The sequence below is a fragment of the Bacteroides pyogenes genome (genome assembly GCF_014196225.1).
Taxonomy (GTDB): domain Bacteria; phylum Bacteroidota; class Bacteroidia; order Bacteroidales; family Bacteroidaceae; genus Bacteroides; species Bacteroides pyogenes_A.
In genome coordinates this window covers 99,823-125,765 of the sequence record NZ_JACIDI010000003.1, presented here as the reverse complement: position 1 = coordinate 125,765, position 25,943 = coordinate 99,823, and the positions used below count along the sequence as shown (strand labels likewise).

General features: G+C 47.5%; 19 protein-coding genes and 1 other RNA gene. 6 read left to right on the top strand and 14 right to left on the bottom strand.

Annotated elements, in window-relative coordinates:
• Nucleotides 1–24: 24 nt before the first annotated feature.
• From GGR07_RS02910 to GGR07_RS02890, 5 genes are all read right to left on the bottom strand, one after another.
• On the bottom strand, nucleotides 25–1,311 hold the full coding sequence (locus GGR07_RS02910; RefSeq protein ID WP_034542558.1) for an ABC transporter permease: 1,287 nt from the start codon (nucleotides 1,309–1,311) through the stop codon (nucleotides 25–27).
• Nucleotides 1,312–1,352: 41 nt separating this feature from the next.
• A complete protein-coding gene (locus tag GGR07_RS02905) occupies nucleotides 1,353–1,703 on the bottom strand; it encodes a GIN domain-containing protein (protein ID WP_021645443.1) in 351 nt (116 codons plus the stop codon).
• 39 nt (nucleotides 1,704–1,742) lie between these two features.
• Nucleotides 1,743–2,408 carry an ABC transporter ATP-binding protein gene (locus tag GGR07_RS02900; RefSeq protein ID WP_021645442.1) on the bottom strand — a complete coding sequence of 222 codons (666 nt, stop codon included), beginning with the start codon at nucleotides 2,406–2,408 and terminating at the stop codon, nucleotides 1,743–1,745.
• A gap of 84 nt (nucleotides 2,409–2,492) precedes the next feature.
• Nucleotides 2,493–3,740: an efflux RND transporter periplasmic adaptor subunit gene (locus GGR07_RS02895; RefSeq protein ID WP_122056724.1), complete on the bottom strand. Its 1,248-nt coding sequence runs from the start codon at nucleotides 3,738–3,740 to the stop codon at nucleotides 2,493–2,495.
• A 162-nt stretch (nucleotides 3,741–3,902) separates the two neighbouring features.
• Nucleotides 3,903–4,808 (bottom strand): glucosaminidase domain-containing protein, encoded by a 906-nt coding sequence (locus GGR07_RS02890; RefSeq protein ID WP_021645439.1) that lies wholly within the window; start codon nucleotides 4,806–4,808, stop codon nucleotides 3,903–3,905.
• Between the two features lie 112 nt (nucleotides 4,809–4,920).
• On the opposite strand from GGR07_RS02890, the gene cdd reads away from it, so the two are divergent.
• Together cdd and GGR07_RS02880 are read left to right on the top strand one after the other, a co-directional pair.
• A complete protein-coding gene (gene cdd / locus GGR07_RS02885; RefSeq protein ID WP_027326366.1) occupies nucleotides 4,921–5,409 on the top strand; it encodes a cytidine deaminase in 489 nt (162 codons plus the stop codon).
• A complete protein-coding gene (locus GGR07_RS02880; RefSeq protein WP_021645437.1) occupies nucleotides 5,406–6,248 on the top strand; it encodes an AraC family transcriptional regulator in 843 nt (280 codons plus the stop codon). The genes cdd and GGR07_RS02880 overlap by 4 nt, the downstream gene beginning before the upstream one ends.
• A 192-nt stretch (nucleotides 6,249–6,440) precedes the next feature.
• Here GGR07_RS02880 and ssrA read toward each other — a convergent pair.
• Nucleotides 6,441–6,837: a transfer-messenger RNA gene (gene ssrA / locus GGR07_RS02875) on the bottom strand.
• A 151-nt stretch (nucleotides 6,838–6,988) separates the two neighbouring features.
• Here ssrA and GGR07_RS02870 point away from each other — a divergent pair.
• Nucleotides 6,989–8,140, top strand: a complete 1,152-nt coding sequence (locus GGR07_RS02870) for a lactonase family protein (RefSeq protein WP_021645435.1) — start codon at nucleotides 6,989–6,991, stop codon at nucleotides 8,138–8,140.
• A 703-nt stretch (nucleotides 8,141–8,843) separates the two neighbouring features.
• On the opposite strand, the gene GGR07_RS02865 is transcribed toward GGR07_RS02870, so the two are convergent.
• The 8 genes from GGR07_RS02865 to GGR07_RS02830 all read right to left on the bottom strand — a co-directional run bounded on the left by GGR07_RS02865 (nucleotide 8,844) and on the right by GGR07_RS02830 (nucleotide 18,301).
• The gene (locus tag GGR07_RS02865) at nucleotides 8,844–9,509 is read right to left on the bottom strand and encodes a B3/B4 domain-containing protein (RefSeq protein WP_021645433.1); all 666 of its coding nucleotides are present in this window, start codon (nucleotides 9,507–9,509) and stop codon (nucleotides 8,844–8,846) included.
• Between the two features lie 21 nt (nucleotides 9,510–9,530).
• On the bottom strand, nucleotides 9,531–10,373 hold the full coding sequence (gene pgeF / locus GGR07_RS02860; RefSeq protein WP_021645432.1) for a peptidoglycan editing factor PgeF: 843 nt from the start codon (nucleotides 10,371–10,373) through the stop codon (nucleotides 9,531–9,533).
• Nucleotides 10,370–11,533: a GTPase ObgE gene (gene obgE, locus GGR07_RS02855; protein WP_034542560.1), complete on the bottom strand. Its 1,164-nt coding sequence runs from the start codon at nucleotides 11,531–11,533 to the stop codon at nucleotides 10,370–10,372. Before obgE ends, pgeF begins: the two co-directional genes overlap by 4 nt.
• Nucleotides 11,534–11,603: 70 nt before the next feature.
• Entirely contained in the window at nucleotides 11,604–12,173 is a 570-nt protein-coding gene (locus GGR07_RS02850; protein WP_021645430.1) for an adenylate kinase, read from the bottom strand.
• Nucleotides 12,174–12,240: 67 nt separating this feature from the next.
• A complete protein-coding gene (hpt, locus tag GGR07_RS02845) occupies nucleotides 12,241–12,777 on the bottom strand; it encodes a hypoxanthine phosphoribosyltransferase (protein WP_021645429.1) in 537 nt (178 codons plus the stop codon).
• A 353-nt stretch (nucleotides 12,778–13,130) separates the two neighbouring features.
• Nucleotides 13,131–14,876 carry a phospho-sugar mutase gene (locus GGR07_RS02840; protein ID WP_021645427.1) on the bottom strand — a complete coding sequence of 582 codons (1,746 nt, stop codon included), beginning with the start codon at nucleotides 14,874–14,876 and terminating at the stop codon, nucleotides 13,131–13,133.
• A 108-nt stretch (nucleotides 14,877–14,984) separates the two neighbouring features.
• Nucleotides 14,985–16,622 carry a C69 family dipeptidase gene (locus GGR07_RS02835; protein ID WP_021645426.1) on the bottom strand — a complete coding sequence of 546 codons (1,638 nt, stop codon included), beginning with the start codon at nucleotides 16,620–16,622 and terminating at the stop codon, nucleotides 14,985–14,987.
• Nucleotides 16,623–16,645: 23 nt separating this feature from the next.
• On the bottom strand, nucleotides 16,646–18,301 hold the full coding sequence (locus tag GGR07_RS02830; protein WP_034542562.1) for a M23 family metallopeptidase: 1,656 nt from the start codon (nucleotides 18,299–18,301) through the stop codon (nucleotides 16,646–16,648).
• A 244-nt stretch (nucleotides 18,302–18,545) separates the two neighbouring features.
• Here GGR07_RS02830 and GGR07_RS02825 point away from each other — a divergent pair, with 244 nt between their 5' ends.
• From GGR07_RS02825 to GGR07_RS02815, 3 genes are read left to right on the top strand one after another with little or no spacing between them, the layout of a single operon-like run.
• Nucleotides 18,546–21,179, top strand: coding sequence for a zinc-dependent metalloprotease (locus GGR07_RS02825; protein ID WP_021645423.1), 2,634 nt, complete (start codon nucleotides 18,546–18,548; stop codon nucleotides 21,177–21,179).
• Nucleotides 21,180–21,210: 31 nt separating this feature from the next.
• A complete protein-coding gene (locus tag GGR07_RS02820) occupies nucleotides 21,211–24,540 on the top strand; it encodes a SusC/RagA family TonB-linked outer membrane protein (RefSeq protein ID WP_122056626.1) in 3,330 nt (1,109 codons plus the stop codon).
• Nucleotides 24,541–24,552: 12 nt separating this feature from the next.
• A complete protein-coding gene (locus GGR07_RS02815) occupies nucleotides 24,553–25,899 on the top strand; it encodes a RagB/SusD family nutrient uptake outer membrane protein (protein ID WP_021645421.1) in 1,347 nt (448 codons plus the stop codon).
• Nucleotides 25,900–25,943: the final 44 nt, after the last annotated feature.

Below are 25,943 nucleotides of genomic sequence, written 5' to 3'. Positions count from 1 at the left end.
AACTAATTATTTCCTGTAAATAAATTATCCTTCATTAATGGCGTTCACTATATTCGTCCGCGTCACTCTCCATGCGGGAATGCCTGCGCTCAGCAGATTGAGCAGGAAGCAAAACAAGAAAGCCAGCAGAAAAACAGCAGGATCGAACAGCAGGTCGACACACATCGCCCGCCAGTCGTTGACGCCTGTGCCCAGAAAATCGATAGAGAAAAGCATGCTTCCCAACAGAATCGTTGCCCCGTAACTCAATATCAGTCCGACAACACCGCCCAAGAGAGAATAAAGCATGTTCTCCGACAACACCTGCATCATCAGTCCTTTTCTCGAAGCGCCGAACGCCTTACGTATTCCTATTTCGGAGAGCCGCTTGCGCATTCGCGAATACGTCAATCCCGAAAGGTTGACTGCAGGCACAATGAGCAAAACAAGCAATGTCAGCAGATACTCCCTCACAGCTTCTTTCACCGCCGGAGGATTATTGGAGGAGTAGCGTTGGGCAGCTACGAAATACGTATCGGGTTGCCCGCGATACAACAACTCGAAATCCGGATAGTTAGCCATATAGCGGTCTCTCAAACGTGCCGCCTCTTCACGGATGGCAGGGAAATCCGCCTTTGAACGTGCCAGAATAAAAACACGGACAATCCCCATAATCCCGTCATGTCCCCATGACATTGTAAAAGCGCTTGTAGAACTCATCGGAATCCACACCTGCGAATAAGCGAACTGCGCCAATTCGGAGACGGGGCGAACCACTCCGGTTATCTGATAAGGAGAATGATTGAGGAGGAATGTCTTGCCTACCGCATCGGATGTACCGAACAATTGGCGGGCAATGTCTTCCGAAATCACCGCTTTAATAGCGCCGGCATCGAAGTCGGCTTTATCAAAAGGCTTGCCTGCAAGAAAATCGAAACGAAACACCCGCCAGAACGCATCATCGCATTGCATGACATTACTGCTCACAGCTTCTCCGCCCGAACGGCTCGCCAGCATGGTCTCCCTCCTGTTGGCAATAGATACCTCTTGAGGAACCGTCATCTCCTTAAAGCAGGCTTTAGCCGTTTTATAAGATACCGGGCCGTTGCCTTGTGTATTCACATTGTTTTTCTCTTGCAATCCGGCATACTGGAACAGCAATGTCCGTTCCCGATAAACTTCGGGAGCAAAAGGTGCCACCGTAGCTCTGAGAGTAATCACGATTACCATGATCATAGCAATAGCCATCGCAGTACCAAGGATAGAAATGGAAGAAATCAGCTTGTTTTGCCGGAGCAAGTAAAAGGCCTGTTTAAAGTAAATCTTCAGCATTATCGTCAATCTTTATATTGTAAATATATGTGTTACATCTTCTACGCTTTTACCGTGCAGTTGCCCACGCCTTCCAATTCCACTTTAGTCAGTTCGGGGGATGTGATGTAGAACATCAGCTTCTTACCATTCTTCACATTTTTCTCTTTATAGCTGATGGTCAATTTCCCGTTTTTTACGGTTATCCGGGTTTTATCCACGTATTCCTTTGGCCCTTCGATGCGGCAACCGTAGCCGGAAGATTGGGTAAAAACGATATTGCCCACAGATTCCAGCGTAATGGATGAGAACTCGCTTACCGGGACATTCTTACTTATATGTTGTGCGTTAAGCGGACAAAGAAACATACCGAACGATACGATAACAGCGGCTATGAAAATATGCTTAGTCATATGCTTACAGTTTTAAAAGGTTGTGATAAAATTAAAAGATTATTGAACCTGACGGCCGTCGAAAAAGCGAACGGTACGCGAGGTTTGTCCGGCTTGCTCTTCATTGTGGGTGACCATAACAATGGTACGCCCCTCTTCTTTGTTCAGACGATGAAGAAGTTCCATCACCTCCGCCCCCATTCTTGAGTCGAGATTGCCGGTAGGCTCGTCGGCAAGGATAATATCCGGATTGCCGATAACCGCCCGCGCGATGGCCACACGCTGGCACTGCCCTCCGGAAAGCTGCGTGGGAAAATGACGCATCCGGTGAGACAGGCCGACTTTCTCCAATACCTCCTGCGCCAAACGTTTGCGCTCGCTCCCTTTCACACCGCGATAAAGCAGGGGCAACTCGACGTTGTCAAGAACGTTCAGCGAATTTATAAGATGAAAAGACTGAAAAACAAACCCCAAAGTCCGGTTGCGCAAAGCCGCCAGCTCCTTATCTTTCATGCCGGCAGTGGACACGCCGTTTATCTCCACCGTACCCGCAGTAGGCGTATCGAGCAACCCCATAATGTTCAATAAGGTCGATTTCCCACAGCCCGAAGGCCCCATGATACTGAGAAACTCACCGCGTTCCACCGATAAGTTCACATTTTCCAAAGCCGTCGTTTCAATCTCTTCCGTACGGTATATCTTGGAAAGAGCAGTCAATGTAATCATAATTATAATGTTTTAAGTTTGATATTTAAATTTGATTCGATGCCGGCAAACAATAACAGCACAAGGCGACAGGCGGCATGCCCGCTATCTCAACTTGAGTTTATTCTTGTTTTTATATGAACTCATATCGCTGACTACCACCACATCGCCCGATTTCAGTCCGCCGATCACCTCCACATATTCGAAGTTCGATTCACCCAGTTGCACTTTCCGCTTCACCAGCTCATGTTCCGAAGCGCGCACAAACAATTCATATTCGCCGCTACCAACATAAAACGAACCGTTGGCGATGCGCATCACGTCTTCTTTCACCGCATTCATCACATACACATCCGTCTTCAGCCCCGACCGCAGGCGGCGGTTGTGATCGTCGTTAAGCTGAACGGTGAAAGAGATAACCCCGTTTTTCGAAAGAGGCGTCACGCTGCTCACCACGCCTTCCAGTTTTTCACTGCCGATTTTCACAATTACCTTTCCTCCGGCTGCCACACGGTCGCCATACGTGTCGGCGATTTCACCTTCGACTTTAAAATGACTCAAGTCCGAGATGACCGCCACTTGACTCCCCTTCGATATTTGCGCTCCGATCTGATTATTGATATAAGTCAGAATCGCTTTACGCGGAGAGCGGATTTGCGCGTCCTCAAAAGTACGCTTCATTTCCGCCAGACTTTTACGGAAGATGTTGAAGTCGAGCTCCTGCACTTTCAGTTCGGCGGAAGCGATTTCCCGCTCGTTGCTATATTGCTGCTTCAACTGTTCGTACTCCAACGCCGCCACATGATAGCTAAGCTCCGCCTGACGGACTTTGTCCGTCGTTCCTGCCCCCAGACTGTCGAGATAACGTTCGTTGCGCAGCTCCACCTTCATCCGGTCGAGCTTCATGGCCGATACCTTAATCTGCATGGCCATATCCGAAAGTTTTGTCTGATTGTTCACACGAAGCTGATCGAGTTTGTAACGGCGCATCTGCTCTTCGTCCAGCAGCTTCTTGTATTCCGTCTCCGTGCTTTGCAGGTCGAGTTTCAGTATAGGAGTACCCGCATCCACGCTGTCGCCTCCTTTCTTATAGACTTCGACAATCCTGCTGTTGATAGGCGAATTGATGATTTCTTCGAAAGCCGGAACCACTTTTCCCGACGCGCTCACACTTACCTCGAGCGTTCCTTTGTCGAGCGTGGAAAAAGTCAGCGTTTTTCTATCCACCCCCGCCCTCATGAAAGAGATGAGCACACTGACAGCTATCACAACGGCAATCCCTATCGACGAATAACGAATTATTTTTTTATTGCGCTCTTTATCGCGCACCTCTTTGGGTATTTCTCTGTCCATATCCGAGTATTTAATAAGTACATGTTTATTTTCGTTCATCCGATATGCCAAATCCGTGCCAAAAAGATAACAGGCTGAAAAAGAACAAAAAGCAAAAAAAACAGGGTGTCCGAAATCGGACACCCTGTTCGAATTTATCGTTCGGTTCACCCAGTTTCCACGTCAACGCAAGCGCAAGCGGTCGCCTACTTCGGGTACATAATCGCCCTCTTTGCGATTCATCTTATAGAGATTCTTCAACCGGATACCGAACTTCTGGGAGATAGCGTGCATCGAATCTCCATCCTTCACGATATAAACGGTATACTGAGGCGATGCTTTTTTCTTCTTCCCCTTCAGGTAAATAATATCTCCGTCGGTCAACGTATAATCCCGGTGCAGGTCGTTATACTTCACCAACTTACGCCATCCGATACCCAGCTCCTTGCCGATCGCCTCGAACGTATCGCCGTTGCGGGCAATCACATAGGCTATTCCGTTGGCGATGTACACCTGATGAGGGTTCATCAGCCACGGTTCTTTCCGCAACTTCCGGGTCGAATAGACTCCTTTCCGGTCGTATTTATAAAGGTCGTAGTCTTCGATGATGGTAATCAGCCGGTTGGCATACGACGGGTCGGTAGCGTAACCCGCCCTTTTCAGTCCGCGCGCCCATCCTTTATAATCGGTGATATCGAGGTTGAAAAGAAAAGCGTAACGGGCTCCCCGCTTAAGGAAAGCGGAATGATCTTCATACGATTCGCGCGGATGCCTGTACGCACGGAAACATTCTCCTCGCGCGTCATCATCGTGTCTCACCGTACGCCCTCGCCAATTTCCGCCGCATTTTATCCCGAAATGATTATTGCTTTTGCGCGCCAGCTGGCTGTATCCCGCGCCGCTTTCGAGCAGTCCCTGCGCCAATGTGATGCTTGCCGGAATCTTGTGGAGCTTCATCTGCTCCACAGCCAAATCGCTATACTTGTCTATATATTCCAAATAACGCGTATTTCTTCTTTGCGCCTGTACATGAATTGTTACAAACAAAACGACCAACAGTCCCGGAAGTCTATACCATTTGTTCCTCATATTCCTTCATATATCTGAGTTATTGAGAACAAAAGTCCGAAAAATAATTGGGAATATCAATCTCTTTCCTAACTTTGTGAAATTAAACATAAACCCCAACTCCTCACTTAATATGAAAGAACTGGCAATTACCGCTATCATTAAAGCATATCAATTGGAAGAACTGAACGAGGCCGACCGGATGTTGGTAAAAGCCGCCATGGATGCGACAAAAGGCAGTTACGCCCCTTACTCACGGTTCTCGGTAGGCGCGGCAGCCCGGCTGAAAAACGGGACGATAGTCACCGGAAGCAATCAGGAGAACGCCGCTTACCCGTCGGGGATATGCGCCGAACGGACGACTCTATTCTATGCCAACTCCCAATATCCCGACCAACCGGTGGATGCGCTGGCTGTTGCCGCCAGAACCGAACAGGACTTTTTAGAAGATCCCATCCCTCCCTGCGGCGCCTGCCGGCAAGTAATACTCGAAACCGAAAAGCGCTACGGACAACCGCTGCGTATCCTGTTGTTCGGGAAAAAGCATATATACGAAATAAAAACCATCGGCGACTTATTGCCGTTGTCGTTCGAGGCATCGGCCATGGAGATAAAATCATGACGACACTACAGTATCACAGCAAACTGAAAGGAACGCTCGCAATAACCGATTCTTATCATACCGAAACAGCGCTCCGGAAAGAAAAGGGACTCTACAAGTTTATCTGGGTGCGGAAAGGAAGCATTACCGTGGAAGTGGATCATCAGGAAATGTTGCTGGCAAAAGACGACGTGATTTCTCTGACGAACCTTCAGCATTTGGAATTCAAATCGATAGACGGAGAGTACTTTACGCTGCTCTTCAACGGAAACTTCTACTGTATCTACGGCAACGACCATGAAGTATCGTGCAGCGGATTCCTGTTCAACGGCTCATCGCACCTGATCCGCTTCACCCTGAACGAGGAGGAACACCGGCAACTGACCGAAGTGGTGCAGGCAATGGAAAAGGAGTTCAATACGGCCGACAGCCTTCAAGAAGAGATGCTGCGTATCACCTTGAAGCGTTTCATCATTCTTTGCACGCGTGTGGCACGGCAACGGCTGGATATCACAGCTGAAAAAGAGTCGAGTTTCGAAATTGTGCGTAAATACTACAACCTGGTAGACGAGCACTTCAAAACCAAAAAGCAAGTGCAGGACTATGCCGACCTTTTGCATAAATCGCCTAAAACTCTTTCGAATGTATTCTCGACATGCAAACTTCCCTCCCCGTTGCGGATCATTCACGAACGGGTGGAGGCGGAAGCGAAACGCTTGCTGCTGTACAGCAACAAAAGCGCCAAAGAGATAGCCGACTTGCTGGGATTCGAAGATCAGGCCTCTTTCAGCCGTTTCTTCAAGAACATGACGGGACAAAGCGCCGTTCAGTTCAGGAACCAACCCGGAGCCAACGCTTAGAAACGAAGGCGAGATTTATGGTTCCGCCAATCGGCGACGGATATAAAGAAAGCCGTCAAGCTACATGACAATCGGAAGGGAAAATCGGGGCAATACCGTTTTCTTGCGTGCATCGCAATAAAAAAGCCCCAATTGTTAAAACAGGGGCTATTTCGTGTACAAATTTCATAAAACGCTATCAATGAGTGCTTATTGTGGAGCTGGAGGGAATCGAACCCTCGTCCAAACGAGGAAATCATAAGCTTTCTACATGCTTATCTTTGCCTAAGTTTTCGTGCAGGAACAGAACCAAAGCCATCAATCCCTGCCTTATCCTCTAAAGTTTCATCCGAAACGCGAGGCCGCTTCGAACTATCCCCGATTTCACTGCACCACTTTACCGGAATGCTTCGGAGCAACAGCTTCCGAGTGATGTCTCGTCCCGACACCTTGTATCAGGATTAAGCTAATCTACTATACTTCGATTAAGCAGCAAGAGCGTAATTAGTTTCGCCAGATAAAGTTCTGATAACTGAGATTTAAGTGGAAATTACCGACCCACTGCATGCTTACCTACCATTTCTACCCGCTGTCAAATCCAGTCAACCCCAAATTTGTCCTTACAGGATAGTGGCTGTACGGAACTCTTTCCGAGGGAACAAAGATACGCAATATTTTCCGATTTTCGTTCCGGCATTAGCAATTATTATATCAAACCGTTATCTTTACACACCGAAAAACATGGAAAATAAGGAAACGATATGAAGAAGGCATTGATTACGGGTTGCGCGATCGGCATGCTTGCATGGGGCTGTTCGCCGAAAAAGCATAAAGCGGAACAAGCATTACAGGAACAGGAAGGAAAGCTGACCATGCTGGTTGGGACATATACTTCGGGCGAAAGCAAGGGGATATATTCGTACCGGTTCGACGAAGAAAACGGAACAGCCACGCTCTTGAGCGAAGCGGAGGTGGAGAATCCCTCTTATCTGGCAGTCGCTCCCGACGGAAATACGGTGTATGCCGTGAGCGAGCTGAACGATGAACGGGCGGCGGTGTGCGCGTTCGCTTTCGAGAAGGAGAAAGGGAGCTTCCGCCCGCTCAATGTGCAACCGACACAAGGCGAAGATCCGTGCTACATCATCACGAACGGCAAATATGCGGTGACAGCGAATTACAGCGGGGGAAGCATCTCCGTCTTCCCGATCGCGCCAGACGGCTCGTTGCTTCCCGCAGCTGAGGTACTAAAGCTCGAAGGTTCGGGCGCCGACCCGGAACGGCAGCGGAAGCCGCACCTGCATTGCGTACAATTCTCTCCGGACGGACGCCTGCTTTTTGCCAATGACTTGGGGACGGACAAGATTTATAAGTATGAAGTGGACGAAAATGCCGACGCGAACAACCGCAAGCCTTTCTTAAAAGAGGGCACACCCGCCGCATTCCGTGTGGCGGCAGGGTCGGGACCCCGTCACCTGACTTTCGCTCCCGGAGGCGAATACGCGTATCTCATCAACGAACTTTCGGGTATGGTGACAGTTTTCGCTTGTCGCGACGGAAACCTGACGGAGCTTCAAAGCATTGCAGCCGATACGGTGGGGGCACGCGGAAGCGCGGATATACACATCAGTTCCGACGGGCGGTTCCTCTACGCAAGCAACCGTCTGAAAGCGGACGGGATGGCCATCTTCCGAATCAATCCCGAAGACGGGCGGCTGACCAAAGCCGGATACCGGCTCACAGGGATTCACCCGCGCAATTTCGCCATCACCCCCAACGGAAAGTTCGTGCTCGTGGCTTGCAGAGACAGCCGTGCGATTCAGGTGTACGAACGGGACGAAGAGAGCGGACTGCTGACGAATACGAACAAGGATATTCCTGTGGACCGCCCGGTTTGCATCAAGTTTGTGCCTTGACCGGAGTTTCCGGTGGCAGGGGTAAAGAGGAGGTTCAAATAGAAAAGATCCGCCCGAATGTTTGTTAGGAATGGAGGAGTGTAAGGGATAACGGTTGTTTGCAGCGGTAACAACCCTTTCAGAGGATAGAAACAGAGGTTCTATCCCACAGAAACAGAGGCTCCATTTGGCAGTAACGAAGGCTTGGATTGATGAAAACAGAGACTGCATTTGATGAGAACAAAAGTTCAATTGAAAAGAAGCAGAGCCTTCATTCTACAGAAACAAAGCCTCCATTTCACAGAAACAAAAGCTTGGATCGATGAAAACAGAGCCTGCATTTGACGAGAACAAGAGTTCAATTGAAAAGAAGCAAAGCCTTCATTCTACAGAAACAAAGCCTCCATTTCACAAAAACAGAGCCTCCATTTCGCAGAAACAAAAGCTTGGATTGATGAAAACAAAGTCTGCATTTGATGAGAACAAAAGTTCAATTGGAAAGAAGCAGAGCCTTCATTCCACAGAAACAAAATCTGCATTTGACAGAAACAGATCTTTCATTTCACAGAAACAAAGCTTTCTCCTCCCAAAATCGTCCCGACCGTTGGGACATTCAAGCGGCTGCCCGAACCCCGAGTAGCCTCTTCACCGAAAAGAGGCGCGGCAAACAAACGGCTTGCAACCCACCGGCGGCATGCTCACCTCGCACCGCCGATGAAAGCGGTCACTCGAAGTAAAGCACCGTTCCTCCGTCCGATCCGGCATAACGTACCAACAACGAACGGATCATTTCGGCAGCCTCCGCTAATCCTTCTTTACCGTTATAGCCGTTCACGATGGCAAGAATATGCCTCGTTTCCACATTCATTTTCGCCCGTTCGTGGTCGCTGGTAGGCGTGCCGATGCCTCCTGCCGCATCCCTGTACACGGGTAGCCCTTCGATGTTGAGCATTCCCCGCCCGATGGCTTCAAACGGTTCTTCGGCTTTGCCGATGCCCAACTCGAGAAATTCCCCCTCTATCTTGTCCGCGTCGAACCCTCCGATGGAGTGCCCCGTGCGCAGGGAAACCAGATTGATTGCATCCACCAGCGTGTCTATCTGATACAGCGGAATGCCGCGCATCAGTCTGCGCCGCAACGCCTCGGCAGAGGGACGGTAGCGTCCCGGATCTTTCCCGCAGCGTTTGTAGGCCTCGCGCGTAGCGGCAATCACAGGCTGGTTCTTGATGTCTTCCATCCGTGTGGACGAAGTCAGCCAACCGGTAAATTCATCGATTTCCGCCCACAGTCCCTCGCAGTAAGGCGTATTCCTCACTTCCGCATACACAGCCGCACCGGCAAACACGGGGCAGGCTTTCTTTATTTCTTCGGATACTTTGATTTCAAACATGCTTTATGATGGTTTCCCGCACTATATAAAGCGCGGCATTTGATAAGTTGTTTTTTTCGTCAACATAATGCCCGACAGGATTCTTCCCGACTGTATGCCCAACCGTCTTGCCGAAAAGAACTCTTCGTGACGAATGTAGGTGCAGATGCCCGCAACCTCTATCTGGGCGATAGGAACACCCGCTTCCAGCAGCTGAAGCTCGTTGGCTCTCCACAAGTCGAGGTGGTGTTTCCGGGTAGGCTTGTTCCAAACGAATATGGAATCGAGGTTGAAATTCTTCTTGCGGAAGGCTTCGTACACCTCCTCTCCCACCTCATATGATTCGAGAGAGATGCTCGGACCGATGCAGGCGATAAAGTCTTCGGGATATAAATCGTAGTTCTCCTTCAAGGCGGTCAAGGTCCAAAAGGTGATGGACTCCAGCGTTCCTCGCCATCCGGCATGGATGATTCCCACCAGATTCTTCTTTTTGTGGTACAACATCACAGGCACGCAATCGGCGGTCGAAACACAGAGGCAATAGCCCGGCAAAACGGTGATAAGCGCGTCCACCCCTTCGAGCATTTCCTTTTTCTCATCGGGAGAAGCAAAGTGGTAACGGTCGGATATGACCATACAGGTACTTCCGTGCACCTGACGGGGAATAACCAATTCGGCAGGTTGCACAGGCAACACGTCGAGAAGAAGCCGTTGGTTCTTCCGCACATTTTCTTCATCGTCGCCGCAAAAAGGCGAACAGTTGAACGTGCCGTACGCACCTTCCCCGCATCCGCCGTAACGGGTGGTCACAAAATGAGAAATGTCGGGGCAGGCACTCAACAGCCTGAACCCCAACATCCTTTTATCTTTGGTGAGTGGTATCATTCTTCCTCCCAGTCTTCCTCTTCATATTCATAGTCGAAATCCGAATCATCCTCGTCGGTGTCCTCGTACTCGTATTCAAAGTCTTCATCCTCACCCATATCTTTCAACTCCTCTTTCAGCTTGCTTACGTCTTTCGGACGGTGCACAATCGTTTCTATCTTGTTGCTCTCTTTATTCAGCTCCTCCCACAAGATATCCTTGAGTTCGGCGATTCCCAAGCCGGCAACGGAAGAGATGAACACATGCGGAATGCTTTCGGGCAAAGTGGGTTCGATCTCATCCATGAGTTCCCGATCGAGCATATCGCTCTTGGTGATTGCCAACACCCTTTGCTTGTCGAGCATCTCCGGATTGAAAGTGCGCAGTTCGTTGAGCAGTATTTCGTATTCCTTGCGGATGTCGTCGCTATCGGCGGGCACCATGAAAAGCAGCAAAGAATTGCGTTCGATGTGCCGAAGAAAGCGCAACCCCAGACCTTTTCCCTGGCTGGCTCCCTCGATGATACCCGGAATATCCGCCATGACGAACGACTTTCCGTCGCGATATGAAACGATTCCGAGATTGGGTTCGAGCGTTGTGAAAGGATAATCGGCAATCTTCGGTTTCGCCGCCGAAATGGAAGAAAGCAAAGTAGACTTGCCCGCATTGGGGAATCCCACCAATCCTACATCCGCCAGCAGCTTCAACTCCATGATGACGGTCATTTCCTGCATCGGCTCGCCCGGTTGCGCAAAACGAGGCGCCTGGCGCGTCGCCGTCTTGAAATGCCAGTTACCCTGACCGCCCCGACCGCCTTTCAGCAAGATAACCTCTTGCCCGTCATCGGTCACGTCGCAGAGGTATTCGCCGGTTTCGGCATTGTAAACCACCGTTCCGCACGGCACCTCAATCACCTTGTCGGCTCCGTCTTTGCCCGAACTTCGGTTCTTACTGCCCGACTCTCCGTGCCCCGCCATCGCATGGCGGTCGTACTTCAAGTGAAGCAGCGTCCAATAGTTACGGTTGCCCCGCAAGATGATATGACCTCCTCTTCCTCCGTCGCCCCCGTCGGGACCTCCGTTGGGACAATATTTCTCGCGCCTCATGTGCGTAGACCCTCTTCCGCCCTTTCCGGAACGGCAGTATATCTTTACGTAATCAACAAAATTCGATTCAGCCACGTCAGTATATAATTAATGAATAATCGGGAAATAAATAGAAACGAATGAGTACCGGATACTCTACCGGGCATCAAACGCTCTCTATCGCGTCGCAGATATCGGCAAAAATGCCTTCCATCGTACCCAGCCCTTTGATGTGGCGGTATTTTTTTTCGTTCTTATACCAGTCTATCAGCGGAGCTGTCTGCGAATGATACACCTGCAAGCGTTTCTTGATGGTTTCTTCGTTGTCGTCGGCACGACCGGAATCTTGCCCGCGTTTAATCAGGCGCGTCATCAATTCATCCTCCGGCACGTCGAGATCCAACATAACCGACACCTCCTGTCCCCGCTCCGACAACATTTTTTTCAACGCCTCCGCCTGGGCGATCGTTCTGGGAAAACCGTCGAAGATAACGCCTTTGCTCTCTCCGAAGCTGTCGAATACGCTTGCCAGAATATCGATCATCAGTTCGTCCGGAATCAGCTGTCCCTGATCGATGTAACCTTTTGCGGTCTTACCCAGTTCCGTTCCGTTTTTAATCTCAGCACGCAACACATCTCCCGTAGAGATATGGTTGAGTCCATACTTCGCTACAATACGTTCGCTCTGCGTTCCTTTTCCCGAACCCGGAGCACCGAAAATTACAACATTCAACATTTTTGTTTATGATTTTAATATTTACAATCTTTCTTTCTCGATCCGATTCCCGCTCCTGCCGGCTTGCTCATTCCACCACCGTATAGATGTCGGGATAATTGCGTCCGAATCCGTCGTAATCCAATCCGTAGCCCACAATAAAGTCGTTCGGAATATTCATCGCGATGTATTGGATATCCAAGTCCACCTTCAGCTTGTCGGGTTTCACCAAAAGCGAAGCGATATGGATGGATTCCGGATGCCGGGTTCCCAGACTTTCGACCAAACGCTGCATAGTCAGCCCCGTATCTACAATGTCTTCTACAATCACTACCGTGCGTCCGGCAATATCCTCGTTCAGTCCGATCACCTCCTTAATGGTTCCGGTAGAAGCCACTCCCTGATAGGAAGCCAGCTTTACGAAAGACACTTCGCAGGGGATAGTGATGTGCTTCATCAAGTCGGAGGTAAACATGAAAGAGCCGTTCAATACGCTCAGAAACAAGGGATTCTTTCCTTCCAGATCGCGATTGATCTCATTTGCCACGCGAATCACTTCCCTCTGAATGTCGTGCGCTTTAATGGAAACGGTAAATTGTTTGTCTTTTATCTGAATGGTATCCATAACCGGTAATTTTAAAAAAGTTGAGGCAAAAGTACTATTTTTATTCGACTCTATGTATCAACTTTTACAATTTCTTTGAGAGAACAGGCAGATTAAGACAGGCATACCGCAAGAAAATGGCTGCCGAAACAGAGAAAGACAACCAAACTATGGTTTATCAACCACATGACAAAATATTGAAAGAGCCTCATCGGTATAAACAGGAAAGCCGTTTCAGCCCACAAACCTGAGGCTGAAACGGCTTTTAATGCATCCGTGCTATTTATCCGGAAACCTTCGCACTAAAATTATTCAGATGCGAGAGGTCTTTCTAACGCATCTCTTTGTTCTTTATCCGGAAATGATGGGGCTAATCAAATGCCCAACGATTTCTTCACAGCTTCTACCTTTTCCGTCGCTTCGGCATCGGCGTTGGCGAAACAGTTGCGGCATCCCATATCGCCGGTGACTTCCATATAGAATTTAATCTTCGGCTCGGTTCCCGACGGACGAACGGAAACTTTACTTCCATCTTCGGTGAAGTATTGCAGCACATTCGATGTATCGGGCATATCGAGTTTCGTTACATTGCCTTTGTCATCCGTTTGCTCCAATACCTGATAGTCTTTCCGCAAAACCACTTTCGAACCGCCCAGTTCTTTCGGAGGATTCGAGCGGAAGTTCTCCATCATGGCTTTAATCTCTTCGGCTCCGCTCTTGCCCGGCTTCACCACATTAACCGTAACTTCTTTGGAGAAACCGTATTCAACATAAATATCGAGCAGCAACTGATAGAGCGATTTGCCGTTGTCTTTCGCCCAAGCGGCTATTTCCGCAATGAGGCAGCAGGCAGAAACCGCGTCTTTATCGCGAACAAAGTCGCCGGCAAGGAACCCGTAGCTTTCTTCACCGCCGCCGATGTATTTCTTTTTACCTTCGCGGATGCGTATTTCGCGCGCAATCCATTTAAATCCGGTATAGCAATCGAGCATTTCGATTTGGTTCTTATCGGCAATTTTCTTGATCAGTTCGGTGGTCACGATAGTCTTTACACAGAATTCGTTTCCTTTAATCTTGCCCAATTGCCTGTATTGGGTCAGGATATAGTAAAGATACATCATACAAGTTTGGTTACCGTTGATCAGCACCCATTCGCCTTTATCGTTTTTGCAAGCGATACCCACACGGTCGGCATCCGGATCGGAAGCCATCACAAGGTCGGCGTCGATCTTCTTAGCCAGATCGATAGCCATGGTCAATGCTTCGGCGTTTTCCGGATTCGGAGAAACGACTGTCGGGAAATCTCCGCTCTTCACCATCTGTTCGGGCACGGTAGATACATTTTCGAATCCCCACATTTTCAGAGCTCGCGGAATCATCGTCATGCCCGTACCGTGAATCGGCGTATAAACAATCTTCATGTCTTTATGACGGGCAATAGCTCCCGGATCGAGAGACACCGTCTGCACCGCGTCGAGGAATATCTTGTCTATCTCCTCGCCGACGATTTGAATGAGCGACGGATTGCCTTCGAACTTAATGTCGGCGGCTGAGGCAATCTTATTTACTTCATCGATGATGCCTTTATCGTGCGGAGCCAATACCTGAGCGCCATCGTCCCAATAAGCTTTATATCCGTTATATTCTTTCGGGTTATGCGAAGCCGTCAGTATAATACCGCTCTGGCAACCCAAATGACGAATGGCGAAAGACATCTCCGGCGTAGGACGCATATCTTCGAAAAGATATACTTTAATGCCGTTGGCGGAGAATATATTGGCGGAAGTTTCCGCAAACAAGCGGCTGTTGTTGCGGCAGTCGTGCCCTACCACCACCGAAATCTGAGGAAGATCCTTGAAGCACTTCTTCAAATAGTTGGAAAGCCCCTGTGTGGCGGCTCCTACCGTGTAGATATTCATACGATTGCTGCCTACACCCATAATTCCGCGCAAACCGCCGGTTCCAAACTCCAGATCTTTGTAAAAAGCTTCTATGAGTTCGGTTTTGTCCTCACTGTCGATCATACGTTTCACTTCAGCCTGAGTTTCGGCATCATAGGCCGGGGTCAACCACTTCTTGGCTTTCTCAGTGACCTGTTTAATAAGTTCCTGATTTTCCATATTGTATTATTTTATAAATTAATTACTTTTACCTATCCGTTGTTTTTACAACACACAAATTTAAAATAATAAGTTTATAATTCCTACCGGTTCGTAGGAAAAAAGACATTATTTCACCAAATATCTGTCTCCGGTTCGTTTCACATACTCCTCAAGGAATTCTTTCGGATAGCCCGGACGAATGACTGTGGCAGGCTGACCGATGGAATTCCGTTCGAACACTCCGTCTTTCATTCGTTTCACCACCCCGTCGTTGTATTTCACAATCAGGAAAGTTCCCAATTCTTTCCATGTATCGAGCGTCTTGCGGGCAGTTTCGTCCGTATAGCCGGTCAGAAATTCGACCGCTGCTTTTTTATCTTTCTCCAGCAAACCGGCAGCAGTTTCTTCCACCTTTTCCTGCATCCGATTGAATGTTTCTTCCAATTCACGCTGGACGGATCTCAAATCACCGATCATCAAATCGTAACGAGGATATATCATGTTCGACACCCAATTGAATATCCAAAAGGAAGAGTTCCATGAAAATGTGATATAGTCGGCATTGTTCACACGGGTGTAGCAAACGGGAGCCTTTGTGGCACAGCAATATACAGGCGTAAATACGGTCATATTCGCGTCATCTACCCCAAACCAGAGTACGCCCCCTATGGCATCGGGCTTATCCGCACGCATCTGCGCCACAAACACAAAACCGGTCTGCTGGGTAGAGATGGGGCGTTCGTTGAAATATTCCTTATCTCCTACTTTAAAGTTTAATGGAGACAGACGATAAGGCATTTTATACGGACCGGCTCCGAAGTCGTTCGAAATATCCAGCGGAGTGCCTTCGTAATGGTCGCGCATCATATCCTTCACATCCTGTACCGAAATTTTCCGGTTCGGTCGTACAAACAACGGCATCGGTTCATCGGTATCCCCTTCTATATAAGGAAGGAACTCGTTGCCGCGGTCGGTAAACCGATTGAAATAGCTCCATACTCGTGCTTCGCAGAAACGGCGGGCACCAAAATCGAGCGGAGCGTAAGCCTCAGCAAAGCTGAATTCTTTATTCACACCGTTGAAATATCCTCTTTCACGAGCGAATGAAACAACATCCGGGGAGTATATACAATTCTCTTTATCGTTCATATCGAACCGATGGATACGGGCTTGGTTGGCATGAGCCGAAATACAATCATCCGGCACACGAACCGCCACCCATACGGCACCGCGGATACCGGGGCCTTTACCGATCATTTCCATTATCCAAATCTCGTTGGGATCGGCAATGGTGAACGACTCCCCGCTGCTGTAATATCCGTATTGTTGCACCAAGTCGGTCATTACTTTAATTGCTTCACGAGCAGTACGCGCGCGCTGCAACGTAATATAAATCAGGCTTCCATAGTCGATGATTCCGGTAGAATCGGTCAGTTCGGGACGTCCTCCGAAAGTGGTTTCCCCGATTGTCAGCTGAAACTCGTTCATATTGCCAATCACATTATACGTCCGGCGTGCCTGCTCGATCTCCCCCAAATACTTACCCGTATCCCATTCGTGTACTTTCATCATCGTGCCTTCAGGATAAGTGGCGGCGGGATAATGGTAAAGCTCCCCGAACAATCCGTAAGAGTCGGCGGAATAGGAAACAATGGTCGAACCGTCGGCAGAAGCGTTTTTACCGACAATGAGATTCGTACAGGCGAAAGTGTTCGCCAAAGCTGCCAAAAGCATTACAGCAGATAAAAGGATTCTTTTCTTCATACGTCAACTATATTATTAATTAATTACCATACAAAACTATCTCGAGCAACCGAACGGTTACCGCAACCGTCGGTTACAGTTATTTCCACTACATGCTTTCCGCCTTTCTTCATATACTTCGGATTCAGCTTGCACTCCCAATAAGGCTTTACCATATTGGGGCGTCCGAAAAGAGCGTACTTCCCATCAATTGTTCCCCGGAATGAGCGGATACCCGTCTCCTTGTCCTCAATCCGATAAACGATTTTTTCGTTTTTAACCCAAAGGTTTTTGCCGACCGGTGTTATTTCCGGCGGGACGGTATCCATTGCTACCGTATAAGTGCCCAGTTCACGGACCGATGTTTTCATAAATCCATCTTCATAAATACCGCCCACACTATGCGTTTTACCTTTAGGAGTAATGCGGGCCACATAATATTTCGTGGTATCCGCTACCGGTTTTCTGCGCAAGCCTATGCGAAGTTCGGCGGAGGTATGAAGCGAAAGCGGTTCCTCATGCAGTTGATAAGTAAAAGCCACCGCTCCGCTATCTGCTTTCATGCGGTAAGAAAGAAGAACATCGTCATACAAAGCCCCTTTGGGGACGACCAGTGTCATGCCCGGTTCCTGTAGAAAGTTCGTTTTATTCCAGTCGAAAAAATATTTTTCACGATACTGCAAAGGTTCGATCGGTTGTTCTTTCCCAATTACGGTAAACAAGTAACGGGAGGTATTGCCGAAAACATCACTCAAAGTGTAAACAAACTTATACTCCCGCTCTTCGTCGATAGTCACCCAGCCTCGATTTCCCTGCGGCGCATTCAACATCCGCAAAGTATTGCCCGGATCGATAAACGATTTCATATACCCACCGTAAGTCCACGAATTTATCTGCGGATTCTCTTCGTATGAGAAGCGATCGACCGTACTGCGGAACATTTCCTTGCCATCGACCGTCAGAACCACTGAATAAACTCCGTAATGATTGTTGGCTCCATCCATATAGTCGTACGCTTTGATACCCGCCCCTATCATGCCCCAAGCCTCTATGGGGCGCGTATCTTTTCCATCGGGAAGAATCACTTTGTTTTCCTGTAGGCCTTCTACCACTCCCATCCCCGGTTTTGGGAAAAGCATTATCCCATCGGCTTTAGGTGGTCGAGTATCTTTTATTTTAGTCCGGAAGAAAGGCATGGGATCTACGTAATCTCCCGTTTCCGTTTCGAATACATCCAAGTGCAGGTGCGGTCCGAACGAATAACCCGTGTTGCCGCTCCAAGCAATTTGCTGACCGGCTTTTACCGGATACTCGTCGGGAGCCGGAATAATTTCCACTTCCCAGCTTTCTTTTTCATATTGAAGTTTTTCCACCCTTTGGGCAATGGGAGAAAGGAAACCGTTCAAATGACGGTTGATAGTCGTATATCCGTTATGATAACGCACATCGAGCACATAACCCGAGCCGTTGGTGACACGGATACGCGAAATGTATCCGTCGGCCAATGCCCGTACGGGCTTACCTACGACGCCCCCGGTTTTAAAATCCAACCCGCCGTGGAAATGGTTCGAACGGATTTCTCCGAAATTACCGCTCAAGGTAAGCGGAAAGTCGAAAGGCGGTACAAAGCTTGCTTGTTTCTTCTGTGCGTATCCTCCGATACAAAAAGCCAGCATTAGAGCAGCTATATATAATTTCATGGTTCACATTCTTTTTTCATTTTCGCAAAAGTAAACCATTCAAAGTAGAATATGAAATAATAGAGATGGAAATATCAAAGATTTCTCGTCTGGTAATGCAGAAAACAACCAAATAACAAAATAAGAAAGTAGTTAATAAATCTTTTATTATCCATATTCCCCTCACATATTGCACAACTTACTAATGGAATTTTGTACTTTTGCAAGCTATTTTAATAACATCCAAAATTTAAGTTCTAAATCAATGAGAATATCTATCAATGTGATGGCAATAACCATTGCTTGTGTATTAACAAACGTAAACCCTATTTCAACATCCGCAACTACTCCCGAAACTCATCATCCAGGCTGGTTCAACAAAAAGAAAAAGAAGAAAGCCGAAAAGGAAGAAAAAAGTAAAAGCGATTACGAGAAATTAATGGAAGGCAGTAAGGTGAACAAAGGTATGTTCAATGTCTTACAGAAAAAAAATGAGTACTATTTCGAAATTCCCACCTCTCTATTAGGACGCGACTTGCTGATTGTAAACAAGTTGCAGCGTGTCCCCTCAGAACTCAACGAAGCCGGAGTAAATCGCGGTGTAAACTACGAAAATCAGATGATTCGTATGGAATGGGACAAAAGCGCCGGAAAACTGATGTTCCGCCAGCAACGCCCGCTTCCTTTGACACCCAAAGAAGATGCGATCTATCGTTCCGTACGGGACAATTTCATATCTCCGCTCATCGCCGCCTTTAAGATTGAAGCCATAAACAGCGACTCGACGACGCTGGTCATTAAAATAAACGATATATACGACGGAACGGAGACGAGTATCAACAATGTATTTACCAATATCAACCTCGGAACATCCGCCATAAAGAATCTCTCACGCATTTTATCGGTAAAAGCTTTTCCGAACAATGTGATTGCCACGTCGGAACTGACTACCAAAGTAACGGAAGGAACGACAACCGTTCACGTTACGGTGGAAGCCAGTTCTTCTATCTTGCTATTGCCCGAAAAACCGATGATGGGACGTTTCGACAATCAAAAGGTAGGATATTTTACCAATCCGTTGCTTAGCTTTAGCGACAACCAGCAGAGAAGCGATAAAGCACAGTTTATCACTCGGTGGCGCATGGAACCCAAGCCGGAGGACAGGAAGAAATACTTGAAAGGTGAGTTGGTAGAACCCGCCAAACCAATTGTTTTCTATATCGACAACTCCACGCCTTATCAGTGGCGGTCGTATATCAAGAAAGGTATTGAAGACTGGCAGTCGGCCTTCGAAAAGGCAGGATTCAAGAATGCGATCATTGCTAAAGAGATAACAGATAGCATGCACATCGATATGGATGATGTAAGTTACTCGGTATTGACATATGCCGCTTCAGAGAAAAAGAATGCCATGGGTCCTTCATTGCTTGATCCGCGCTCCGGAGAGATTCTCGAAGCTGATATTATGTGGTGGCACAACGTGCTTTCGATGGTACGCGAATGGATTACTGTTCAGACCGGAACCATCGATCCATTGGCACGAAGCGCCCAATTGCCCGACGCATTGATGGGAGACGCCGTACGGTTTGTCGCTTGCCATGAAGTCGGACACTCGTTGGGTTTGCGCCACAACATGATGGGATCGTGGGCTTTCCCCACAGACTCTCTCCGTTCCGAAAGTTTCACTTCACGGATGAACTCGACCTCCTCTTCCATCATGGACTATGCCCGTTTCAATTATATCGCTCAACCGGGTGATGGAGTCAAGGTTCTCTCTCCCCACATCGGTCCCTACGACAAATTTGCCATTGAATACGGCTATCGCTGGTATGGCAAAAACAGTCCGGAAGAAGAAAAAGACGATTTATTCGAGTTTCTGAGCCGGCACACCGACCGTCTCTATAAATACAGCGAAGCACAAGACATACGCGACGCAGTAGACCCGCGCGCGCAAAACGAAGATTTGGGCGACGACCCGGTTCGTTCGTCTCTTTTGGGCATCGCCAATCTGAAGCGCATCGTTCCGCAAATTCTGGAGTGGAGCACTACCGGAGAGAAAGGACAGACATACGAAGAGGCTTCACGCTTGTATTATGCTGTTATCAACCAATGGAACAATTATTTGTATCATGTATTGGCAAACATCGGCGGCATTTATATTGAAAACACCACTGTCGGCGACGGAGTGAAGACGTACACTTTCGTCGAAAAAGAGAAGCAGCAAGGTGCATTGAAATTCTTGTTGAATGAAATATTGACCTATCCGAAATGGTTGTTCGACGCCGAAGTCGGAACATACACTTATCTTTTGCGGAACACCCCCGTAGGAGTGCAGGAAAATGCGCCTACACAGGTTTTAAAAAACGCTCAGGCATATATTCTTTGGGATCTTTTAGGAAACAACCGCCTGATGCGTATGATCGAAAACGAATCGAAAAACGGAAAGAGAGCATTCACCGTGGTAGAACTGATGGACGGGCTCCACAAACACATCTTCGGGATCACCGAGCGTGGCGGACGCCCGAATGTCTTGGAACGTTCGCTGCAGAAAAACTTTCTGGATGCCCTGCTGACTGCCGCCGCCGAACCTGAAGCAGTGAAGATTAATAAAAAATTGGCGGAAGAGCATTTTTTAATCGATCACTCGAACGGCTTCTGCAGTTGCCATGCGGCCGAACAGCGCAGTCTTCACAATCCCGACAGAATGGGAGCGCCGCGTACATTGAACTTTTACGGCACACAACTCAACCGCATCTCCGATGCAATTTCTGTGAAGCGAGGCGAATTGTTACGGATCAAGAAATTGCTGCAAAACCGTGTCGCGACTTCCGATACCGCTACCCGATATCATTACGAAGACATGATTTTACGCATCAATACAGCTTTAGGAACGAAATAAATCAATTTAATTTACATTAATTTATTCATCAATGAGAAAAAAACATTTATTCATTTTAATATGCCTGCTTGCCAATGCGTTGGCAATAGCAAAAGCAGGCAATCGTATCATTATGGGAATTGTAGTTTCGGGCGAAGATAACGAGCCTCTTATCGGAGCGTCTGTATACATCCACGCCGATGATTTGAAAAAGGCGGGAATCTCTCAGACATCCTTAGGAACCATTACCGACATCGACGGCAAGTTCTCGCTACCTATTCCCGAACAAATTACCCGGTTCTTCTGTAGTTATATCGGTTATCAGGAACAAGCTGTCAACATACAAGGCAATAAGAAAAACTATCACATCATACTCCAGCCCTCATCGCATACGCTGGCAGACGTAGTGGTGACAGGATACCAGACGCTGGAGCGTCGCAAACTGACTGCCGCCATCTCCAAAGTGGAGCTTTCGGATGCTATGGTAGGGGCAACGAAAAGCATCGACCAGGCATTGACGGGACAGATTGCCGGAGTGGCGGTGACCAATACTTCCGGTGCGCCGGGCGCGCCCGCACGTATCCGTATTCGGGGAACTGCTTCTTTGAACGGTACTCAAGATCCGTTATGGGTACTGGACGGCATCCCATTGGAAGGAACAGACATTCCGAAGCTTGACAGAATCAATGGCGAAGACAATGACATCAACAACATCAGCCAGTCGTCCATCGCCGGGCTTAGTCCGAACGATATCGAAAGTATTACTATCCTGAAAGATGCCGCAGCAACGGCTATCTATGGAGCGCGTGCTGCGAACGGAGTTATTGTGGTAACCACCAAAAGAGGTAAAGCAGGAAAACCGGTGATACATTTCAACACGAAATTGACTTATTCGCCGAATCCGAGTATTTCGCAACTCAATCTGCTGAATGCTGAAGAGAAAGTAAATTTAGAACTTGAATTACTGAAAGAAATGCATGAATTTGCTTTCGAAACATATCCTACTTACAAGGAAAAAGGAGGAGTAGCCGCCATACTAAATAAACATAACTTAATGAATGATTATCGGACCAACGGTTGGAATGGACTTCCTTCCGATGTTCAGGATGCTATCAACCGATTGAAAACTATCAACACGGACTGGAACGATATTCTTTTCCGCGATGCTTTTACCCAAGAATACAACCTGAGCTTATCGGGCGGCAGTGAGAAAGTAACCTACTATAATTCTTTGGGATACTCCAACGAAAACGGTAATGTGCCGGGTGTGAACATGACACGTTTCAACCTGACCAGCAAAACATCTTACCAGATAAACAAACTGCTTAAATTCGGTCTTTCGATATTTGCCAACCGCCGGAAAAACCAAAACTTTGTCACAGACTCGAAAGGACTGGCAAATCCTATTTTTTACTCACGCACCGCCAATCCTTATCTAAGCCCCTATGATGAGAATCATCATTATGTTTACGATTACGATATAGCATCTAGTGATAAAGCGGATGAAAAGAGAGGCTTCAATATATTTGAAGAACGTGACAATACCAGTAACGAAACAACCGTAACTGCAATCAATTCCATATTCGATGCCGAACTCCGTTTCAACGACCAATGGAAACTTACATCACAGATAGGCTTGCAATGGGACCAATCAGCGCAAGAAAAATATGTGGGAGCAAACACATTTAACATGCGTAACACGCGTGAAAACGGGAAATATGGCGGTGGGAAATATTTATATCCCGAAGGAGGAATGCACTCCTACTCTCATTCCTCAACTTCCCAAATAACGTGGAAATTGCAAGGAGAATATAAAAATACATTCAAAGACATTCATGATGTGCAAGTAATGGCAGGTTCGGAAATACGTAAGAATTGGTTCGACACACACTCATCCACCGCTTATGGATACGACCCCAAAACGCTTACCAACATCAATATTGTTTTCGAGAATGAAAGTAAAGCTCAAGGAGTAAAGCTACATACTAAGAATTATGTGGAAAACGCATTCGCCTCTTTCTATGCCAACGGATCTTACTCTTTGATGAACCGCTACACCCTCGGCGCCAGCGTGCGTATGGACGGCTCAGACCTTTTCGGTGTCGACAAGAAATACCGCTACCTGCCTATCTATTCGTTCAGCGGACTATGGAGAGCATCCAACGAAAGCTTTATGCAACCGATAAAATGGATAGACAATCTGGCGCTTCGCTTCTCATACGGATTGCAAGGTAACATAGATAAAAGTACTTCACCGTTTTTAGTCGGAGTATACGAAAAGGCAAGTATCATGCCCGGATACGTCGAAGATATTATTCGTATCAACTCTGCTCCCAACAGTAAACTGCGTTGGGAAAAAACCGCCACATACAATATCGGATTAGACTTTGCCGTATTGAACCAAGCTGCGAATGTCAGCGTCGATTATTATTATCGAAAAGGAACAGATTTGATCGGCATCAGGATGCTTCCTTTGGAAAACGGATTCAACAGCATGAACATCAACTGGGCGAGCATGGAGAATAAAGGAATCGAAATTAACCTTCAGACGCGGAACATCACTACCAAGCACTTTTTCTGGTACACTAATTTCAACTTTGCCTACAATCAAAATAAAGTATTGAAGGTGATGACTCCGGACAACCAGACAATGCCCGGCTTGGAAGGCTATCCGGTAGGAGCCATATTCGCATTGAAGACAAAAGGTATCGATCCTGAAAACGGACGAATCAAGATTATAGGAAAAGACGGTAAAGAAACAACGTTGGAAGCATTGTATAAAATGACAGATGAATCAGGAATAGGTTTTTGGGGACCAAATGTGAATCCTAAAGAGGAAAGAGAGTTTTACAGCTACATGGGAACGTCCGATGCCCCCTACTCGGGAGGATTTATGAATACTTTCAGTTATCGTAACTGGGAGCTGAATGTAAACTTCGCATACAATTTGGGAGCGCATGTAAAAACTGCGCCCACATATAGTTTGACCGACTATGATCCGGGACGGAATACGAACCGGGATATCCTGAACAGATGGACACCTGAGAATAAAGAGGGAAGCTTTCCCGCTCTCAACACACGTAATAACTTCCCTGCCGATTACTCATTATTGAATGACCGCCCGCAAGTAGCAAGAGCATTGGATATTTGGGTAAAACCACTCAGCTATGTACGGTTGCAAAACATACGTTTGGCTTATCGCTTGCCGGCCGAATGGCTTCGTTACATTCGTCTGAACGGAGCTACCGTAGGATTGGAAGCACGTAACGTATGTGTGTTCGGTTCGAGCTACAAGAATTACCTCGATCCCGAATCGATGAGCAATATTTATGCGACGCCTATACCGCGTTCATTCACATTCAATCTAAATTTGAATTTCTAAACAACAAACATCATGAAAGTAACTAAATATACCACACTCGCCTTTACGATGGCAGGATGTCTTCTGCTTTCGTCTTGCGACAGTTTTCTAGACATTCAACCCGTAGGAAAAGTAATTCCGAATACGTTGTCCGAATATCGGTCTCTGCTAACCAAAGCCTATCAGCAACCTTTCAATGACAGGGCCATATGCGATATGCGCACGAACGATGTAATTATAAAAGACGACAACCACGAGCAAGGCGTTTATGGCGAAATTGAAAAATGGAATGACGGATCGTTCAAAACATCCACTTATTCTTTCAACTGGGAGGTTTATTACTCCATTATATATTATGCCAACGCCATCATCGACAATAAAAGCAAAATTAAAGAAGGCAGCCGGGAGGAAATAGATCAGCTCGTGGGAGAAGCTTATTTCTTAAGAGGCTATATCCATTTTATATTGGTGAATCTCTACGGAGAACCGTATGGTAAAAAAGGGGGCCCTCAAAAAAAAGCCATTCCCCTAAAGCAGGACGTAGATTTGGAAGCCATTCCCACACGAAACACGGTAGAGGAAATCTACACAGCTATTTTGGATGATATTGCAAAAGCCCGTACTTTGATAAATAAAGAGACATGGGAAGAAAGATATCTCTACCGCTTCTCTACCATAGCTGCAGATGCTTTTGCTTCACGCGTGCATTTATACATGGGAAAATGGGAAGAGGCATATGCGGAGGCGGAAAATGTTTTGGCAAAGAAATCGTCTCTGGAAAACATGAACCAAGCCGACAGTAAAATGCCTAACGAGTACCAGTCGGTCGAAATCATCAACGCATACGAACAAATTCAGTCTTCTTCTACACAAAGAGCCTGCTGGGCAGGGGAAGAACTGCGCAAAACATACGACACAGCCAATGACTTACGGCTGAAAAAATACTTCGGAGAACCGAACAAAGACGGGAAGTACTCCATTGCCAAAGCAGATGGAAGCTCCAAATACCGTTGTTCCTTCCGCACCGGAGAGATTTACCTGAACGCAGCCGAAGCTGCGGCCCGGTTGAACAAACTGCCGGAAGCCCGCAAGCGATTGTTGCAACTGATGGAGAAGCGTTATACGCCGGAAGGATATGCACAGAAAAAGAAAGCTGTGGATGGAATGCAACAAGACGGGCTGATAAAAGAAATCCTGGAAGAGCGTGCCCGCGAATTGGCCTTCGAAGGACACCGATGGTTCGACTTACGACGCACCACCCGCCCCAAGATGGAAAAAACGCTGGAGGGCAAGAAGTTTGTATTGCAACAAGACGATCCGCGCTACACGTTGCGTATTCCTGTGCCGGCAACCGAAGCCAATCCGGGATTGCTGAACTGATTTCCGGAAAAGACAGCCATAAAAAAACAACATTCTGTTGTTAA

Bases quoted from the DNA above. Each gene is read 5' to 3' on its own strand.
- GGR07_RS02910 (WP_034542558.1), bottom strand. From the start codon at position 1,311: ATGCTGAAGATTTACTTTAAACAGGCCTTTTACTTGCTCCGGCAAAAC.
- GGR07_RS02905 (WP_021645443.1), bottom strand. From the start codon at position 1,703: ATGACTAAGCATATTTTCATAGCCGCTGTTATCGTATCGTTCGGTATG.
- GGR07_RS02900 (WP_021645442.1), bottom strand. From the start codon at position 2,408: ATGATTACATTGACTGCTCTTTCCAAGATATACCGTACGGAAGAGATT.
- GGR07_RS02895 (WP_122056724.1), bottom strand. From the start codon at position 3,740: ATGGACAGAGAAATACCCAAAGAGGTGCGCGATAAAGAGCGCAATAAA.
- GGR07_RS02890 (WP_021645439.1), bottom strand. From the start codon at position 4,808: ATGAGGAACAAATGGTATAGACTTCCGGGACTGTTGGTCGTTTTGTTT.
- cdd (WP_027326366.1), top strand. From the start codon at position 4,921: ATGAAAGAACTGGCAATTACCGCTATCATTAAAGCATATCAATTGGAA.
- GGR07_RS02880 (WP_021645437.1), top strand. From the start codon at position 5,406: ATGACGACACTACAGTATCACAGCAAACTGAAAGGAACGCTCGCAATA.
- GGR07_RS02870 (WP_021645435.1), top strand. From the start codon at position 6,989: ATGAAGAAGGCATTGATTACGGGTTGCGCGATCGGCATGCTTGCATGG.
- GGR07_RS02865 (WP_021645433.1), bottom strand. From the start codon at position 9,509: ATGTTTGAAATCAAAGTATCCGAAGAAATAAAGAAAGCCTGCCCCGTG.
- pgeF (WP_021645432.1), bottom strand. From the start codon at position 10,373: ATGATACCACTCACCAAAGATAAAAGGATGTTGGGGTTCAGGCTGTTG.
- GGR07_RS02850 (WP_021645430.1), bottom strand. From the start codon at position 12,173: ATGTTGAATGTTGTAATTTTCGGTGCTCCGGGTTCGGGAAAAGGAACG.
- hpt (WP_021645429.1), bottom strand. From the start codon at position 12,777: ATGGATACCATTCAGATAAAAGACAAACAATTTACCGTTTCCATTAAA.
- GGR07_RS02840 (WP_021645427.1), bottom strand. From the start codon at position 14,876: ATGGAAAATCAGGAACTTATTAAACAGGTCACTGAGAAAGCCAAGAAG.
- GGR07_RS02835 (WP_021645426.1), bottom strand. From the start codon at position 16,622: ATGAAGAAAAGAATCCTTTTATCTGCTGTAATGCTTTTGGCAGCTTTG.
- GGR07_RS02830 (WP_034542562.1), bottom strand. From the start codon at position 18,301: ATGAAATTATATATAGCTGCTCTAATGCTGGCTTTTTGTATCGGAGGA.
- GGR07_RS02825 (WP_021645423.1), top strand. From the start codon at position 18,546: ATGAGAATATCTATCAATGTGATGGCAATAACCATTGCTTGTGTATTA.
- GGR07_RS02820 (WP_122056626.1), top strand. From the start codon at position 21,211: ATGAGAAAAAAACATTTATTCATTTTAATATGCCTGCTTGCCAATGCG.
- GGR07_RS02815 (WP_021645421.1), top strand. From the start codon at position 24,553: ATGAAAGTAACTAAATATACCACACTCGCCTTTACGATGGCAGGATGT.